At 59.0% G+C, this 15763-nt stretch carries 15 protein-coding genes; 7 read left to right on the top strand and 8 right to left on the bottom strand.

Translation table 11 applies throughout. The annotated features are described in order from the left end of the window. Positions 1 to 31 precede the first annotated feature (31 nt). The 5 genes from MRBLRC7O_RS10775 to MRBLRC7O_RS10755 form a co-directional block, all read right to left on the bottom strand. On the bottom strand, positions 32 to 868 hold the full coding sequence (locus MRBLRC7O_RS10775; RefSeq protein WP_003504003.1) for a carbohydrate ABC transporter permease: 837 nt from the start codon (positions 866 to 868) through the stop codon (positions 32 to 34). Continuing rightward, positions 868 to 1806: a carbohydrate ABC transporter permease gene (locus MRBLRC7O_RS10770; RefSeq protein WP_003504005.1), complete on the bottom strand. Its 939-nt coding sequence runs from the start codon at positions 1804 to 1806 to the stop codon at positions 868 to 870. The genes MRBLRC7O_RS10775 and MRBLRC7O_RS10770 overlap by 1 nt, the downstream gene beginning before the upstream one ends. Further along, on the bottom strand, positions 1806 to 3137 hold the full coding sequence (locus MRBLRC7O_RS10765; RefSeq protein WP_020810418.1) for an ABC transporter substrate-binding protein: 1332 nt from the start codon (positions 3135 to 3137) through the stop codon (positions 1806 to 1808). Before MRBLRC7O_RS10765 ends, MRBLRC7O_RS10770 begins: the two co-directional genes overlap by 1 nt. Before the next feature lie 103 nt (positions 3138 to 3240). After that, complete coding sequence (locus MRBLRC7O_RS10760) at positions 3241 to 3897, bottom strand: GntR family transcriptional regulator (protein WP_020810419.1); 657 nt, start codon at positions 3895 to 3897, stop codon at positions 3241 to 3243. A gap of 21 nt (positions 3898 to 3918) precedes the next feature. Continuing rightward, positions 3919 to 4803, bottom strand: a complete 885-nt coding sequence (locus MRBLRC7O_RS10755) for a dihydrodipicolinate synthase family protein (protein ID WP_080866427.1) — start codon at positions 4801 to 4803, stop codon at positions 3919 to 3921. 280 nt (positions 4804 to 5083) lie between these two features. Here MRBLRC7O_RS10755 and MRBLRC7O_RS10750 point away from each other — a divergent pair, with 280 nt between their 5' ends. The 7 genes from MRBLRC7O_RS10750 (at position 5084) to rutF (ending at position 10365) form a co-directional block, all read left to right on the top strand. Next, positions 5084 to 5695, top strand: coding sequence for a biliverdin-producing heme oxygenase (locus MRBLRC7O_RS10750; RefSeq protein ID WP_003514096.1), 612 nt, complete (start codon positions 5084 to 5086; stop codon positions 5693 to 5695). A 464-nt stretch (positions 5696 to 6159) separates the two neighbouring features. Next, a complete protein-coding gene (gene rutA, locus MRBLRC7O_RS10745; RefSeq protein WP_080866426.1) occupies positions 6160 to 7251 on the top strand; it encodes a pyrimidine utilization protein A in 1092 nt (363 codons plus the stop codon). After that, a complete protein-coding gene (gene rutB, locus MRBLRC7O_RS10740) occupies positions 7248 to 7988 on the top strand; it encodes a pyrimidine utilization protein B (protein ID WP_060723695.1) in 741 nt (246 codons plus the stop codon). The genes rutA and rutB overlap by 4 nt, the downstream gene beginning before the upstream one ends. A 26-nt stretch (positions 7989 to 8014) precedes the next feature. Beyond that, positions 8015 to 8401 carry a pyrimidine utilization protein C gene (rutC, locus tag MRBLRC7O_RS10735; RefSeq protein ID WP_003492069.1) on the top strand — a complete coding sequence of 129 codons (387 nt, stop codon included), beginning with the start codon at positions 8015 to 8017 and terminating at the stop codon, positions 8399 to 8401. 14 nt (positions 8402 to 8415) lie between these two features. Continuing rightward, positions 8416 to 9207, top strand: coding sequence for a pyrimidine utilization protein D (rutD, locus tag MRBLRC7O_RS10730; RefSeq protein ID WP_003504023.1), 792 nt, complete (start codon positions 8416 to 8418; stop codon positions 9205 to 9207). Positions 9208 to 9223: 16 nt separating this feature from the next. Further along, positions 9224 to 9814, top strand: a complete 591-nt coding sequence (locus MRBLRC7O_RS10725; protein ID WP_003504025.1) for a malonic semialdehyde reductase — start codon at positions 9224 to 9226, stop codon at positions 9812 to 9814. Between the two features lie 26 nt (positions 9815 to 9840). After that, positions 9841 to 10365 (top strand): NADH-dependent FMN reductase RutF, encoded by a 525-nt coding sequence (rutF, locus tag MRBLRC7O_RS10720; RefSeq protein ID WP_003504027.1) that lies wholly within the window; start codon positions 9841 to 9843, stop codon positions 10363 to 10365. 179 nt (positions 10366 to 10544) lie between these two features. Here rutF and MRBLRC7O_RS10715 read toward each other — a convergent pair whose 3' ends face one another. The 3 genes from MRBLRC7O_RS10715 to MRBLRC7O_RS10705 all read right to left on the bottom strand — a co-directional run bounded on the left by MRBLRC7O_RS10715 (position 10545) and on the right by MRBLRC7O_RS10705 (position 15650). Beyond that, positions 10545 to 11978, bottom strand: a complete 1434-nt coding sequence (locus tag MRBLRC7O_RS10715) for an NAD(P)(+) transhydrogenase (Re/Si-specific) subunit beta (RefSeq protein WP_003504029.1) — start codon at positions 11976 to 11978, stop codon at positions 10545 to 10547. Positions 11979 to 11997: 19 nt separating this feature from the next. Then, positions 11998 to 13569: a Re/Si-specific NAD(P)(+) transhydrogenase subunit alpha gene (locus MRBLRC7O_RS10710; RefSeq protein ID WP_080866425.1), complete on the bottom strand. Its 1572-nt coding sequence runs from the start codon at positions 13567 to 13569 to the stop codon at positions 11998 to 12000. A gap of 197 nt (positions 13570 to 13766) precedes the next feature. Next, positions 13767 to 15650, bottom strand: a complete 1884-nt coding sequence (locus MRBLRC7O_RS10705) for an MFS transporter (protein ID WP_162686293.1) — start codon at positions 15648 to 15650, stop codon at positions 13767 to 13769. Between the last annotated feature and the right edge of the window lie 113 nt (positions 15651 to 15763).

The following is a 15763-nucleotide window of genomic DNA, read 5'->3' as shown; positions in this document are numbered from 1 at the left end:
TTTTTGGTTCCCGTATTTTTAATTGGTTGATTCAGCCGCCCTTGACGGCGCCGGCGGTCAGGCCCGCCACGATCTGTTTCTGCGCGAACATGGTGAGCAGCAGCACCGGCAGCGTCACGATCAGCGCGGCTGCGGCAAGCGGTCCCCAGCTCACCTGTTCGAAGGACAGCATGTTGTAGACCGCCACCGGCAGGGTGCGCGTTTCACGGCTGGCCAGCACGATGCCGAAGACGAAGTTGTTCCACGAGAAGATGACCGCCAGAATGAAGGAGACGACGATGCCGGGCTTGGCAATCGGCAACGCCACCAGCCGGAACACCTGCCAGGAGGATGCGCCATCGATGCTTGCCGCTTCTTCCAGTTCCTTCGGCGTCGTTTCGAAATAACCGATCATGATCCAGACCACGATCGGAACCGTCACCACGAGATGGATGATGATCTGCGGCCAGAGTGTGCCGAGCAGGTTCAGCCATTGGAACAGCAGGAATAGCGGAATGAGGAAGGAGAGGCCGGGCGTCATACGGGCGATCATTATGACGACAGCCGACTTTTCCGCCTTCAGCCGGGCGATGCCGTAACCGGCAGGCACGCCGATCACCAGCGCCAGAATGGTGGCCGCACCGGTGACGAGCACCGAATTCCAGAAATAGAGGAAGAAATTATTCTCCTCGAACACCTTCACATAGTTCGACCATGCGAAGCGTTCGGGGATGAGGATCGGCGGATAGGCGCCGTTGTCGATTTCATATTTCAGCGACAGCGAGATCATCCAGATGAAGAACAGGATGACAGGCGAAATCATCACCAGCGCCACGAAAAACAGGCCGATGCGGTCGAGGTTTTTACGTTTGAGCAATTGGCGAGCCATCAGCGATCCTCCATCTCGTTCCATTGCGCACGCTGGCGCACCATCAAAAGCACAAAGGACAGCGCCACGATAATGATGAAGAAGACGACAGCCATGGCCGAGCCGTAACCGATGTCGTAGTAGGAAAACGCCGTGTTGTAGAGGTAGATGTTGATGGTTTCCGAGGCCGTTCCAGGGCCGCCCTGCGTCATCGCGTAGATGATGTCGAAGCTTTTGACGGCATCGATGGAACGGATGATGACGGCGATCATCAGGAACGGCGCGATCATCGGCATGGTCAGGTAACGAAACTTCTGCCAGGCGTTGGCACCATCGATTTCGGCGCTCTCATAGGGTTCGCGGGGTACTGCAGCCAGTCCGCCGAGCACGATCAGCATGACAAGCGGCGTCCACTGCCAGGTTTCCACCAGCACCAGAGAGGGGATGACGGTGGACTGGTTGTAGATCCATTCCAGCGGTCCGATATGGATGAAGGACAAGAGATAGTTCAGAACGCCGAGCTGCGGGTGGAACATCATGGTCCAGACGAGCGCGATGGCGACCGGGGTTGCCATCATCGGCATCACGAAGACGCCGCGCAGAAAACCGCGCAACGGAAACTGCGCATCGAAAACCAGCGCCGCCAAGGTTCCAAGGAACAGCGGGGCGACGACCGACAGCACGGTATAGATGAGCGTGTGCCAAAGCGATTCCCAGAAGCGTCCGTCACTTGCGAGCCGGATGTAGTTCTCGAAACCGATAAAGCTCTGCTCCTGTCCGAGCGTCCAGCGATGCGCGCTCATCCATAGCGTAAAGACCCATGGAAAAACGATCACCGCCGAGATGACGACAAGTGCCGGTATGACGAAGGGCCAGTAGTTGGGGGCAAGCCTTGCCGGCCTGCTCCCTTCCTTGCGACTGACGCCTGTTTTGGTGTTTTCGATGCTCACGGAGGCCATTATCCCTCGCTACGCGCCAGAACGGGTGCGAACTGTTCCGTCGCCTTCTTCAATTCGGCTGCCGGGTCTGCGCCGCCGATCATGTTGGTGAGGCCGACGCCGTAGATGTCGCGGAATTCCGTCACCGGAATGATGACGGGCAGGGCAAGCTGTGAGACCTTGCCGGAACCGACGACCGCATCCAGCCAGGCGGCCGGCATCTTCACGCCTTCGCGCACCTTCTGGTCTTCAAGGATGGACTGGCGGAACGGAACGCCGGCACCCGCCTGCAAGAGACGCGCACCCATTTCGTGCGAGATCGCCCATTGGCAGAAGAGATAGGCGGCTTCCTTCTTGCTGCTGGCTTCGACAACACCCAGACCATCGCCGAAAGTACCGGCGGCCTGTGCTGCCGGACCCTTCGGCATGACGCCGTAACCGACCTTGCCGACCACGCGGGATTTTTCCGGGTTCTCGATCGGCGGTGCGAAACCGACGCCATCGAACCACATGCCGATCTTGCCCTGCAGGAAGGCCGATTGTGCTTCCGCCCAGTTGAAGCCGGAGACACCGGGAGGGGCGGCTTTGGTCATCAGGCGCTGATAGAGTTTTGCTGCCTCGACCGCTTCCTTGGATTCGGTGTCGATCTTTCCGTCCGCGCTGATCGGCTTTGCGCCGTAACCCAGCATCAGTGAGGTCCAGACCGGGGTGTTGGCGTTCTTCAGGCCGCGTGCGACGAAACCATAGGTGTTGGTTGCGGGATCGGTGATCTTTTCCGCCGCCGTCACCAGTTCCTCGAAGGTCTCGGGGTATTTCAGGCCCTTGGCTTCGAAGAGTTCCTTGTTCCAGTAGACGATCCAGTAATCCACCGAGAAAGGCAGCGAGCGCAGCACGCCGTCGCTATCCTTGGCAAACAGCATGCCGGCTTCGGCAAAGTCCTTCTCCACGAGCGAAGGATCGGTCAGCGACGGGTCCTTCAGGAAGCCGCTGATATCGGCCAGCCACTTGCCCTTTTCGAATTGGCGCTTCTGCACGTGATAGCTCAGATGCACCACGTCGAAGCTCGGCTTGCCGGAGGAAAGCTCGATCACGACTTTCTGGCGCTGCTGCTGTTCCGGCGTTGCTTCGGCATTGACCTTGATGCCGGTCAGCGCTTCAAATTCGCCGAGATATTTGATCAGCGTTTCGCTGCGCGGGCTTTTGACGAGGTTGACTTCAAGGGTGGTGCCGGCGTGTTTTTTCCAGTTCACCGCCGCCGATGCGGGGCGAATGCCGAGCGCCGCGCTGCCGCCAAGCGCCGCCGTGCCTGCCAGAAAGGCGCGACGCGTGGGGTTGAGCAATGAATGCTTCATGTCAGTTCTCCTCCAGTTAGCCGGAAATTCTCCTCACCCCGGCTTGTTGCTTATTTTCTTGCAATTCCGGCGCAGGATCCTCTGTGTCCCTGCCGGAATTGCCCTACACCGCCAGCGCCCTGTCCCTTGCGTTGCGGATATGGGCGGTGAGCCGCTCCACGGCGTCTTCGACGGATCGCTTCTCGATGGCTTCGAGAATGGCGAGATGTTCCTTCATCACCGATTTGACGTGACCGGCGATGCGAAAGCGCTCCTGATTGATGAGGCGCATCTTGATCGAATTGACGCGGTACGCATTCGAGATGATCGAATTGCCGAGCGCATCAATAAAGGCGTCGTGCATGCCCCAGTCCACCTGCTGCGCGTGCTGGTCCAGTTCCGGCGATTCACCGCCTTTTTCAGCCGCTTCGGCAATATCGCGGTGCTGTTTCAACAGCTTGGCGATGGTCTCGTCGGAGGCCGAACGGGTAAAGAGCGCCACGGCCTCCTTTTCGAGAAAGATACGGAACTGGAATGCCTCGCGGATGAGGTTGATGTCGATATGGGCAACCTGCAACCCGCGCTGCGGCACGGTCTTGATCAGACCTTCCGCCTCCAGCCGTGGAATTGCTTCCCGGATCGCCCCTAGCGGCAAACCGGTCAATTCCACGAGGCGGCGTTGCGAGATGAACTGCCCCGGACGAACGTCGCGCGAGAGAAGGTGATGCGTAAAGCTTTCATACGCCCGTTCCCGCAATGTCTGTTCGCCGGTATCGTCCATGCTCAACCTTTCAAGGTCTGTTCAGGCGGCCTGCCTGCGAAACAACGCATCAAATGCGCCTTCGATCTGCCGCCGGTCCTCCGGTGAAATGGCAACGAGCGGCGCGCGCACGTCAGACCAGATATTTTCCCCTGTCGTGTGTGATACCAGCACCTTGACGGCGGGCGTAACCGGAAACTTCAGAAGTTCCACAACAAGATCGACGATGCGTGGGTCGTCCTTGCCGTCAACGGCCATGGCGCGCACTTCCTGCGTGAGGAAATTGGCGACGCCTGATATCGCGCCCTGACCGCCGAGGCGAACGCCCTTGGCGAGATCGCGCTCATCGCCGATCAGGATGGCGAGATCACCGTGCTCCTTCAGCAGACGCTCGGTATGTGCCCAATTGCCGGAGGAATCCTTCACACCGGTGACAATCCCCGGGAAGGCCTTCTTGAGACGACCCACCAGCTCGACCGACAGTGTCACCATGGTCACGGAAGGGATGTTATAGACGAGAATGTCGCGCGCGCCCTTGCCGATCTTTTCGAAAACCGCCGAGAACCAGGCAAACAAGCCGTCATCGCTGACATTCTTGAAATAGGAGGGCGGGGCGAGAAGAATATTGCGGGCACCTGCGTTCAGGGCCTCGGCGGATTGGTCGGCCGCATCTTCGATGGAATCCACGAGAACGCCGGTGACCAGACGGGAAGGCGCAATGCCTGCCTCAATGAAGCGGGAGAGAATGACCTGCCGTTCGCGGCTGCCGACGGAGCATCCCTCGCCGGTGGTGCCGAAGAGTGTCACGCTGTCGCAACCATTTGCAAGGCAACGGCGGGCATGCGCGATCATCGCGTCTGTATCGACGGTTCCGTCAGTTTTGAAAGGGGTCGTCAGTGCTGCCGAAAGGCCGAATTTCTGGGTCAATTAAGATGCTCCTCCAAGATGGCTGCAGATTGATGGCACACTGACATGTTAGTTGTAAAGCGGTAATTACAGAATGATTGTTCGGGAGGCTGGAACGGGGGGAATTGGCTTCTAAAGCTGCCTCAGGATCGGTGTTGCGCCCGGTGGGGCATGGAATGTTTACACCGGTTTACGCGAATGCCATTTTTTAGCGATGCACAGGAAAAATGCTAAAATAAATTTGACTGTTTAAGTAAAGATTTTTATCAGGCAATCTGAATATGGGATAAAGGGAAGCGTCATGACCATTGTGGAGCCATCAGCGCCTGTGGAAGAGATCGAGCAGAGCCGCGTGAAGCGCCTGAGGGCTGCCACGCGTGGCGCGCATGGTGGTCTCGATACCTTCATCATGGCAGCGAAGCCGTTCGAGAGCCGGGAGAACTTCGGCAAATTCGTGGAAACGCAATATCTTTTCCATCGCGACCTCGATGCGTTTTTCTCCAATGAAACGCTTGATGGCCTGCTGCCTGATCTTAAGGGTCGTCGCCGTCTCTCCATGATAGAGCAGGACCTTGCCGATCTGGGACACGCCATTCCTGAAACAAACGAGCCGCGCTTTACCAGCGAAACGCCGTTCGATCTACCTGAGGCCATGGGCTGGCTTTATGTGGTCGAAGGCTCGAATCTCGGCGCGGCTTTCCTTCTGAAAGACGCAGCCAAGCTTGGCCTCACCGAAGAATTCGGCGCGCGCCATCTGGCCGGCGCTCCGGAAGGGCGCGGCCTGCATTGGCGTACCTTTACGGCCGCGCTCGATGAAATTTCGCTGACCATCGAAGAAGAGGAGCGGGTCGTCGCTGGCGCCGAAGCCGCCTTCAGGGCCGTGCATGCCTACGCGCAGCAACGCCTCGGTTGAAGTTTTGGCATAGCTTGTCGCTGGTTGTCTTCACAGCGCTTGAAATGCCTCGTTGCACATTCGTGCTCACCTCGTCTTAGCATCCTCACGCCATCACCCCGGGCTTGGTCCGGGGTCTATTGCGATCAAGTGTTTGATCGCGCGGGGCTCTATTGGCGGCGCGGACGGGCCGCTGCTGGATACAGGATCAAGTCCGGCGTGACGGAGGAGTGGTTTTCGGCTGTCGTGCAACGCTTCAGAACCATTGTGAGAGCCGCTCATTTCCCGCACATTGCGTTCGATATTTGCCGAATAAACAGGCATATTAATTTACCAAATGATAAAATTTTTATCTTTTGGTAAAAAGAAATTGGCCTCCAAAAAATTATCCAATTGATAAAATTATTTTTTTTCGTCTGGCACGGAACCTGCTACTCTTTCTTCAAATCAGGAAAACGCCTGATGCCAAAAAAGGGAACAGCAAGATGGAAGTTGGTGTTTTTATACCGATCGGGAATAATGGGTGGCTCCTTTCCGAGAACGCGCCGCAATACAAGCCAAGCTTCGACCTGAACAAGGAAATCACGCTGAAGGCGGAAAAGTACGGCTTCGATTTCGCACTGTCGATGATCAAGCTGCGCGGCTTTGGCGGCAAGACCGAGTTCTGGGACTATAATCTGGAATCCTTCACCCTGATGGCGGGCCTCGCCGCCGTGACCTCCAAGATCAAGCTGTTCGGCACTGCCGCCACGCTGGTCATGCCGCCGGCCATCGTTGCGCGCATGGCGACGACGATCGATTCCATTTCCGGCGGGCGTTTCGGCATCAACCTGATTACCGGCTGGCAGCGTCCTGAATACAGCCAGATGGGGCTTTGGCCGGGCGACGATTATTTCGGTGATCGCTATGAATATCTCGGCGAATATACCTCCGTGCTGAAAGAGTTGCTGACGGAAGGGCAGTCGGACTTCAAGGGCAAGTTCTTCCAGATGGATGATTGCCGCATGAAGCCGGTGCCGCAGGGGGATGTGAAGCTCATCTGCGCCGGTTCCTCCAATTCCGGCATGGCGTTCTCTGCCAAATTCGCCGATTACAGCTTCTGCTTCGGCGTCGGCGTCAATACGCCAAAGGCTTTTGCACCCACCAATGAGCGACTTCTGGCGGCAACGGAAAAGTCTGGTCGCGAGGTTAAATCCGTCGTGCTGACCATGATCCTCGCGGAAGAAAAATCCGAGGATGCCTGGGCGAAGTGGGAGCATTACAAGGCGGGCGCGGATGAAGACGCGATCAAGTGGCTCGGCCTGCAGAGTTCTGTCGACACCAAATCCGGCTCCGACACCAATGTCCGGCACATGTCCAACCCCGTCTCGGCGGTCAACATCAACATGGGAACGCTGATCGGCTCCTATGAGGAGGTGGCGGCCATGCTGGACGAGATGAGCGAAGTGCCGGGAACGGGCGGCGTGATGCTGACCTTTGACGACTTCCTCGAAGGCGTCGAAAAATTCGGCAAATATGTGCAGCCGCTGATGAAGAGCAGGGCGCATGTTCAGGCCGAACTGGAGGCTGCGGAATGAGCGAAGCCGTCGTGGCGGGTTACAAGGGGCCGGAAAGCCGTTCGGAAAGCGTGACGCTTCCCGCAAGGCCTGAGCCGATTACCCTGAAGCCCAGCGAGACCGCCGTTGTCGTGGTCGACATGCAGAACGCCTATTCGACCGAGGGCGGTTATGTCGACCTTGCCGGGTTCGATATTTCCGGGGCCAAGGGCACCATCGCCAACATCAAGAAGACGCTGGATGCGGCGCGGGCGGCGGGTGTTCAGGTCATCTATTTCCAGAATGGCTGGGACAAGGACTATGTCGAGGCCGGTGGGCCGGGTTCGCCCAACTGGCACAAGTCCAATGCGCTGAAGACGATGCGCAAAAGGCCGGAACTGCAGGGCCAGTTGCTGGCCAAGGGAACGTGGGATTACGCCATTGTCGACGAGTTGCAGCCGCAGCCCGGCGATATTCTGGTGCCGAAGACGCGTTACAGCGGTTTCTTCAACACCAATATGGACAGCGTGTTGCGCGCCCGCGGCATCCGCAATCTGGTCTTCGTCGGCATCGCCACCAATGTCTGTGTCGAAAGCTCACTACGCGACGCTTTCCATCTCGAATATTTCGGGGTGATGCTGGAGGATGCCACGCATCATCTTGGCCCGGACTATATCCAGCAGGCGACGGTCTACAATGTCGAGAAATTTTTCGGCTGGGTGGCGACCGTCAATGATTTCTGCGGCGTCATCTCGCAGGCCGCACCCGTCACTGATTGATTGAGAAACACAAAGAGGAGAACGAAATGCCGAAAAAGATCGTGGTGCCTGCCGGTACCAGCAAACCCATCGCTCCCTTTTCGCCGGGAACCCTTGCCGATGGCGTGGTTTACGTTTCGGGCACGCTTCCCTTCGACAAGGACAATAATGTCGTGCATGTGGGTGATGCCAGCGCCCAGACCCGCCATGTTCTCGAAACCATCAAATCCGTCATCGAAACCGCCGGCGGTACGATGGAAGACGTGACGATGAACCACATCTTCATCACCGACTGGGCGAATTACCAGGCCGTCAACACGGTGTATGCCGAATATTTCCCCGGCGATAAGCCGGCGCGTTATTGCATCCAGTGCGGCCTTGTGAAGCCTGACGCTCTGGTGGAAATCGCCACCGTCGCCCATATCGGCAAATAGGGCGAAGCGGCAAGATGATGCATTTCGAGGTTCATGGCCGGGCCGAGCCTGAGGCGCCCACTATCCTGCTGTCATCGGGACTGGGCGGATCGGGCACCTATTGGGCGCCGCAGATCGAAGCCCTTTCCGATCATTTCCGGATCGTCACCTATGACCATCGCGGAACCGGCAGGACCGGCGGCGAGGTGCCGGTGGATGGCGGCATATCGGCCATGGCGGATGATGTGCTTGAGATCGTCTCGGCTCTGAACCTCGAAAAATTTCACTTCATGGGCCACGCGCTTGGCGGTCTGATCGGCCTCGATATCGCGCTGCGCCAGCCCGGCCTCATCGACAGGCTTGTACTTATCAACGCCTGGAGCAAGGCCGATCCGCATTCCGGGCGCTGCTTCGATGTGCGGATTGAGCTTCTGGAAAAATCCGGCGTTGAGGCTTTCGTGAAGGCCCAGCCGCTGTTTCTTTATCCGGCGGCGTGGATGTCGGACCATCAGGAGAGGCTGGCGCGGGACGACGCGCATGGTGTCGCGCATTTTCAGGGCAAGGCAAATGTGCTTCGGCGCATCGCGGCACTCAGGGCCTTCGATATCGATACCCGTCTTGGCGAGATCGACAATCCGGTGCTGTTGGTGGCGACGAAAGACGATCTTCTGGTGCCCTATACCCGGTCGCTGCGTCTTGCGGAGGGTTTGCCGCAAAGCGAACTTTGCCTCCTCGATTTCGGGGCGCATGCGGTCAATATCACCGAGACTGACCTTTTCAACGCGCGGCTTTTGCGGTTTCTGCTGCCGGCAACACGGCCATTCTGACAGGATTTTTAAGACAATGACGACAGCACTCGACGACAAGGCACTTGCAGCACTTTTCACCGCGGCACGCACCCATAATGGCTGGGCTGACAAGCCGGTCGGCGACGAGACACTGAGAGCACTTTACGATCTGACGAAGATGGGGCCGACCTCGGCCAATTGCTCGCCGGCGCGTTTCGTGTTCGTGCGCAGCCCGGAAGCCAAGGAAAAGCTGAGGCCCGCGCTTTCTTCGGGCAATCTCGAAAAGACCATGGCTGCACCGGTGACGGTGATCGCTGCTATCGACCGCGAATTTTACGAGAAACTGCCGGTGCTGTTTCCACATGCCGACGCGCGTTCGTGGTTTACCTCCAGCCCGGCCGTTGCCGAGGAAACGGCCTTCCGCAATGCCACTTTGCAGGCGGGTTATCTCATTATTGCGGCCCGCTCGTTGGGACTGGATACCGGGGCGATGTCCGGTTTTGACAAAGGCAAGGTGGATGCGGCGTTTTTCGCAGGCACGACGTGGAAGTCCAACTTCCTGATCAATCTCGGTTACGGCGATCCGTCCAAGCTCTTTGGCCGCCTGCCGCGCCTTGGCTTTGAAGACGCCTGTGTACTGGCTTGATGGCCTGTTAAGGAAGGATGGGTTAGATGCGGATGATGTCTCTTGAAAAGGAAGCGGAAATGGAGACGAAGACTGCTGAGCAGCGCAGCCTCGAATACAGGAACGCCATGGCGCGGCTCGGTGCGGCGGTCAACATCGTCACCACTGATGGTGTGGCTGGACGTGCGGGTTTTGCAGCGACGGCCGTTTGCAGCGTTTCCGACAATCCGCCTACCTTACTCGTCTGCCTCAATCGCAATGCTTCCGCCTACAAGGTGGTGAAGAGCAACGGCGTCATCTGCGTCAACACGCTTGCCTCAAAGCACGAGGCGCTGAGCACCCTGTTCGGCGGCAAGACGCCGGCGGAAGAACGTTTCGCCGCCGGTACTTGGGGTGTGCTCGAAACCGGCGCTCCGGTTCTGGAAGACGCGCTCGTTTCCTTCGATTGCCGCATCCGCGAGGCGCATGATGGCGGCACGCACGATATCCTGATCTGCGATGTCGTCGATATGAAGATTAATGAGGGCGAAGAAGCGCTGCTGTATTTCAACCGGCGTTACCGGGTGCTTTGAAGCGACCGTTTTGGCTGATTACCAGCCCGAACCCCACCGTCGTATCCTCGGGCCTGACTCGAGGATCCACAACCCGACGCGCGATGGATCCTCGGGTCAAGCCCGCGGATGACGTCAAGGTGGAATGCGTTCTCAGAATTCGAAAGGGCGTTTCCGGTCTCCCGGAAACGCCCTTTCCGTTACTTGATCAGCGGCAGAAGATCGTTGATCGACTTCTTGGCGTCGCCGTAGAACATGCGGGTATTGTCCTTGTAGAACAGCGGGTTCTCGATGCCGGAATAACCCGTTCCCTGACCGCGCTTGGAGACGATGACCAGCTTGGATTTCCACACTTCCAGAACCGGCATGCCGGCGATGGGTGAGTTCGGATCGTCCTGTGCCGCCGGGTTGACGATGTCGTTGGAGCCGATGACGATGACGACGTCGGTATTGGGGAAGTCGTCGTTGATCTCGTCCATTTCCAGCACGATGTCGTAAGGCACCTTTGCTTCGGCCAGCAGCACGTTCATGTGGCCGGGAAGGCGGCCTGCCACCGGGTGGATGGCGAAACGCACGGTCTTGCCGTCAGCACGCAGCTTGCGGGTCAGTTCGGACACCGCGCTTTGTGCCTGTGCCACCGCCATGCCGTAACCGGGCACGATGATAACGCTGTCGGCATCGTTCAGCGCCGAAGCAACGCCTTCGGCGTCGATTGCTACCTGTTCGCCATCGATTTCCATCGCCGGACCCGTCGTGCCGCCGAAGCCGCCGAGGATGACCGAGATGAAGGAGCGGTTCATCGCCTTGCACATGATGTAGGACAGGATCGCACCCGAGGAGCCGACCAGCGCGCCGGTGACGATCAGGAGATCGTTGCCGAGCGTGAAGCCGATGGCCGCTGCCGCCCAGCCGGAATAGCTGTTCAGCATCGAGACGACGACAGGCATGTCAGCGCCGCCGATGCCCATGATCAGGTGGTAGCCGATGAAGAAGGCGGCAAGCGTCATCAGCACCAGCGTCCATGCGCCGGCGCCGTTGCAATACATGATGAGCAGCACGAGCGACAGGATCGCGGCGCTCGCATTGAGGACATGTCCGCCTGGCAGCTTCTTAGCCTTACCGTCTACTTTGCCGGCGAGCTTGCCGAAGGCGACGACCGAACCGGTGAAGGTGACAGCGCCGATGAAGACGCCGAGGAAGACCTCGACCTTCATGATTGCCAGTTCCACCGGCGTCTTGTGGGCGAGGAGGGCGGAAAAGCCTGTTAGCAACGAACGCGCCGTCTCATCGAGCGAAGCGACATGCGCTTCCTCGATATGGGCATTGAAGCCGATGAAGACGGCGGCAAGACCGACGAAGGAGTGAAGGGCTGCAACAAGCTGCGGCATCTCGGTCATCTGCACGCGGTTTGCGACGAAGTAGCCGAGAACGGAGCCACCCGCCAGCATCAGAAGCACGATGAACCAGTTGCCGACATCAGGTCCGAAGACCGTGGCGACAATGGCAAGACCCATGCCTGTTATGCCGTACCAGACGGCGCGTTTGGCGCTTTCCTGTCCGGAAAGGCCGCCGAGGGAAAGGATGAAAAGAACGGCTGCGGCAACATAGGCCGCGGAAACGATACCAATGGTCATAAAGTGTCCCCTACACGGCTCAGGACTTCTGGAACATGGCGAGCATGCGCCGTGTCACGAGGAAACCGCCGACGATGTTGATCGTCGCGATCAGGACGGAAAGCGAGGCAAGGAGCACCACCAGCCAGTTGCCGGAACCGATCTGCAGCAGCGCGCCGATAATGACGATGCCGGAAATCGCGTTTGTCACCGCCATCAACGGCGTGTGCAGCGAATGGCTGACATTCCAGATGACAGAGAAGCCGATAAAGCAGGCGAGTACGAAGACGATGAAATGGCTCATGAAGCTTGCCGGCGCATAAAGGCCGACGAGAAGCAGAACCGCCGTGCCGATGACGAGCAGGCCGACCTGACTTTTCGTCTGCGCCTTGAACTCGGCCCGTTCCTTGGCGTGCTTTTCCTCAGGCGTAAGCTCTTTTGCTCTTTCCTTGGGTTTCTGCGCGGCAATGGCCTGGATCTTCGGCGGCGGCGGCGGGAAAGTGATCTCGCCCTGATAGGTGACGGTCGCGCCGCGGATGACGTCGTCTTCCATGTTGTGAACCGGCTTGCCGTCCTTTGCGGGCGTCAGGTCGGTCATCATGTGACGGATGTTGGTGGAATAGAGCGTCGAGGCCTGCGTCGCCATGCGGCTCGGGAAATCCGTGTAGCCGATGACGATGACACCGTTGTCGGAAACGACGCGCTGGTCGGGAACCGTCAGGTCGCAATTGCCGCCGCGCTCGGCAGCAAGGTCGATGATGACCGAACCCGGCTTCATTGCCGCCACCATGTCGGCCAGCCACAGCTTCGGGGCGTCGCGGCCCGGAATGAGCGCGGTGGTGATGACGATATCGATCTGCGGAGCGAGTTCGCGGAACTTTTCGAGCTGCTTCTCGCGGAATTCCGGCGAGGAGGGGGCGGCATAACCGCCGGTGGCGGCACCATCCTGCTGTTCGGCGAAATCGAGATAGACGAATTCGGCGCCCATGCTCTCGATCTGTTCGGCTACCTCAGGGCGAACGTCGAAGGCATAGGTGATGGCGCCGAGCGAGGTGGCCGTGCCGATGGCGGCAAGACCGGCAACGCCAGCGCCGATGACCAGCACCTTGGCGGGCGGCACCTTGCCGGCGGCGGTCACCTGACCGGTGAAGAAGCGGCCGAAATTATTGCCGGCCTCGATGACCGCGCGATAACCGGCGATGTTGGCCATGGAGGACAGCGCGTCCATCTTCTGGGCGCGGGAAATGCGCGGCACCATGTCCATGGCGATGACATTTGCACCCTTTTCCTTGGCCTGCTCCAGAAGGTCCTTGTTCTGGGCGGGATAGAAGAACGAGATCAGCGTCTTGTCAGAAGACAGGCGATCAATCTCCGACGTTTCCGGCGGACGAACCTTGGCGATGATGTCGGAACCGGCGTAAAGCGCATCGGCGCTGTCGACGATTGTCACACCGGCTGCGCGATAGGCGTCGTCGGAAAATCCCGCCGCCTTGCCTGCACCGGTTTCGAGGATGCAATCATATCCGAGTTTCTGCAATGCCTGGGCGCTGTCGGGCGTCATGCCGACGCGCGCTTCGCCCTCATATAATTCCTTAGGCGTCCCGATCTTCAAAATGGCTCTCCCTCTGCCTGAAAATACAGGGGGGTCATAACCCATTCAGGGGGGCTTTGTCTCCATATTGATTTTGTCTTGCCTGCGACGGAATGACAGCCCCCTGCGACGGGCTCGTTCGATATGCTGGCCCGTGGCGCAATAAAAAAACCCGGCGCCTGCGCGCCGGGTTCCGAAAATGTCCTTCAGGTTGTCGCTCAATCCATGGTGTGGATGTCGCGATCCTTGGTTTCCGGCAGGAACAGCAGGCCGACGACGAGCGTGATGCCTGCGAAAACGATCGGATACCAGAGGCCGTAATAGATGTCGCCTTTCGCCGCGCTCATCGCGAAGGCGGTGGCAGGCAGAAGGCCGCCAAACCAGCCGTTGCCGATGTGATAGGGCAGCGACATGCCGGAGTAGCGGATGCGGGTCGGGAACAGTTCGACCAGCAGGGCCGCGATCGGGCCATAGACCATCGTCACATAGATGACGAGCACGGTCAGGACCGCGATGATGACGACCCAGTTCACGGCGGCCGGATCGGCCACCATGGCGAAGGCGCCGCCGCCGGCAATGGTGTAGACGGCCATCTCAGTCGCTCCGGCGGTCTCGGCCGGCGTCAGCAGCTTGTCCGCCACCAGCTTGTCGGTTGCGACCATCTTCTTGTCGGCGGCACGAACGGCTACCGCATTGAGGTTGAGCTCCGGGTTGGCTGCGATGAAGGCGTCCAGTTTCGCATCCGGCACCTGTGCCGCACCGCGCACCAGCGGGTAGCCGCCGTTGTGCAACGCGGTGTTGACCTGCTTCTGGAAGGCCTTGTCCTTCGCGGAAGCATCCGCGCCGGCTGCGATGGCGTCGTAGCTGGCAATGGTGGCGTCGCCGATCTTCACACTTGCCGGCTCGCCGGCCGCTCCGGCAACCACGTCATAGGGAACGGAGTTGCGCGTCAGGAACGAGGTGGCGATATCGCAGGATGTGGTGAATTTCGCAGTACCCGTCGGGTTGAACTGGAACTTGCAGTCGCCCGGAGCTGCGGTCACGGTGGCGCGAACGCTGGCCTGTGCTTGCGCAAGTGCCGGGTTGCCCGCCCATGTGAGCGCCTTGAACAGCGGGAAGTAGGTCAGCATTGCGAGAACGAGACCGGCCATGATGATCGGCTTGCGGCCGATCTTGTCGGAAAGCCAGCCGAAGATAACGAAGAAGCTGGTGCCGAGGATGAGGGCCGCCGCGACCATGATGTTGGCCGATTGCCCGTCCACCTTCAGAATGCTCTGCAGGAAGAACAGCGCGTAGAACTGGCCGGTGTACCAGACGACGGCCTGACCGATGACGGCGCCGACGAGGGCAAGCAGGGCGATCTTGGCGTTTTTCCACTGGCCGAAGGCTTCGCTGAGCGGGGCCTTGGAGGTTTTGCCCTCTTCCTTCATCTTCTTGAAGGCGGGGGATTCGTTCATTTTCAGGCGGATCCAGACGGATACGCCGAGCAGCAGAACGGAAACGAGGAAGGGAATGCGCCAGCCCCAGGCGGCGAAGGCTTCCTTGCCGAGTGCGAATTGCACACCGAGAATGACCACCAGCGAGAGGAACAGGCCGAGCGTCGCCGTCGTCTGGATCCACGAGGTGTAATAGCCCCTGCGGCCGTTGGGCGCGTGTTCGGCCACGTAAGTTGCAGCACCGCCATATTCACCGCCGAGCGCCAGACCCTGCAGCATTCGCAGAACGATCAGGATGATCGGAGCGGCGATGCCGATCTGCGATGCGCTGGGCAGCACGCCGACGAGGAAGGTCGAAACGCCCATGATCAGGATCGTGACGAGAAAGGTATATTTACGGCCGACAATGTCGCCCAAGCGGCCGAACACCAGTGCACCAAAGGGGCGCACGAGGAAGCCGGCGGCAAAGGCCAGAAGCGCAAAGATGTTGCGTGTCGTTTCCGGATATTGGCTGAAGAAGTTCGCACCGATATAGATCGCGAGCGAGCCGTATAGATAGAAGTCATACCATTCGAAGACCGTTCCGAGAGAAGAGGCGAAAATCACCTTCTTCTCTTCACCCGTCATCGGACGGGCTGCGCCGCTTACGGCTGCAACATTTGCCATTGTCTGTCCTCCACAGATGTCCCAATCGGCGCATTGCGGAGCCCATCTCTCTCCTCCGGGCAAACCTTGCGGCTGCAATGCGCGTGATGTCAGAGTGACAGAAAATTAACCCC

It is taken from the genome of Agrobacterium radiobacter, from assembly GCF_040801995.1.
In the GTDB taxonomy this organism is placed as follows: Bacteria; Pseudomonadota; Alphaproteobacteria; order Rhizobiales; family Rhizobiaceae; genus Agrobacterium; species Agrobacterium radiobacter.
This window is presented reverse-complemented; position numbering and strand designations above follow the sequence as displayed.

Bases quoted from the DNA above. Each gene is read 5' to 3' on its own strand.
- MRBLRC7O_RS10775 (WP_003504003.1), bottom strand. From the start codon at position 868: ATGGCTCGCCAATTGCTCAAACGTAAAAACCTCGACCGCATCGGCCTG.
- MRBLRC7O_RS10770 (WP_003504005.1), bottom strand. From the start codon at position 1,806: ATGGCCTCCGTGAGCATCGAAAACACCAAAACAGGCGTCAGTCGCAAG.
- MRBLRC7O_RS10765 (WP_020810418.1), bottom strand. From the start codon at position 3,137: ATGAAGCATTCATTGCTCAACCCCACGCGTCGCGCCTTTCTGGCAGGC.
- MRBLRC7O_RS10760 (WP_020810419.1), bottom strand. From the start codon at position 3,897: ATGGACGATACCGGCGAACAGACATTGCGGGAACGGGCGTATGAAAGC.
- MRBLRC7O_RS10750 (WP_003514096.1), top strand. From the start codon at position 5,084: ATGACCATTGTGGAGCCATCAGCGCCTGTGGAAGAGATCGAGCAGAGC.
- rutA (WP_080866426.1), top strand. From the start codon at position 6,160: ATGGAAGTTGGTGTTTTTATACCGATCGGGAATAATGGGTGGCTCCTT.
- rutB (WP_060723695.1), top strand. From the start codon at position 7,248: ATGAGCGAAGCCGTCGTGGCGGGTTACAAGGGGCCGGAAAGCCGTTCG.
- rutC (WP_003492069.1), top strand. From the start codon at position 8,015: ATGCCGAAAAAGATCGTGGTGCCTGCCGGTACCAGCAAACCCATCGCT.
- rutD (WP_003504023.1), top strand. From the start codon at position 8,416: ATGATGCATTTCGAGGTTCATGGCCGGGCCGAGCCTGAGGCGCCCACT.
- MRBLRC7O_RS10725 (WP_003504025.1), top strand. From the start codon at position 9,224: ATGACGACAGCACTCGACGACAAGGCACTTGCAGCACTTTTCACCGCG.
- rutF (WP_003504027.1), top strand. From the start codon at position 9,841: ATGCGGATGATGTCTCTTGAAAAGGAAGCGGAAATGGAGACGAAGACT.
- MRBLRC7O_RS10715 (WP_003504029.1), bottom strand. From the start codon at position 11,978: ATGACCATTGGTATCGTTTCCGCGGCCTATGTTGCCGCAGCCGTTCTT.
- MRBLRC7O_RS10705 (WP_162686293.1), bottom strand. From the start codon at position 15,650: ATGGCAAATGTTGCAGCCGTAAGCGGCGCAGCCCGTCCGATGACGGGT.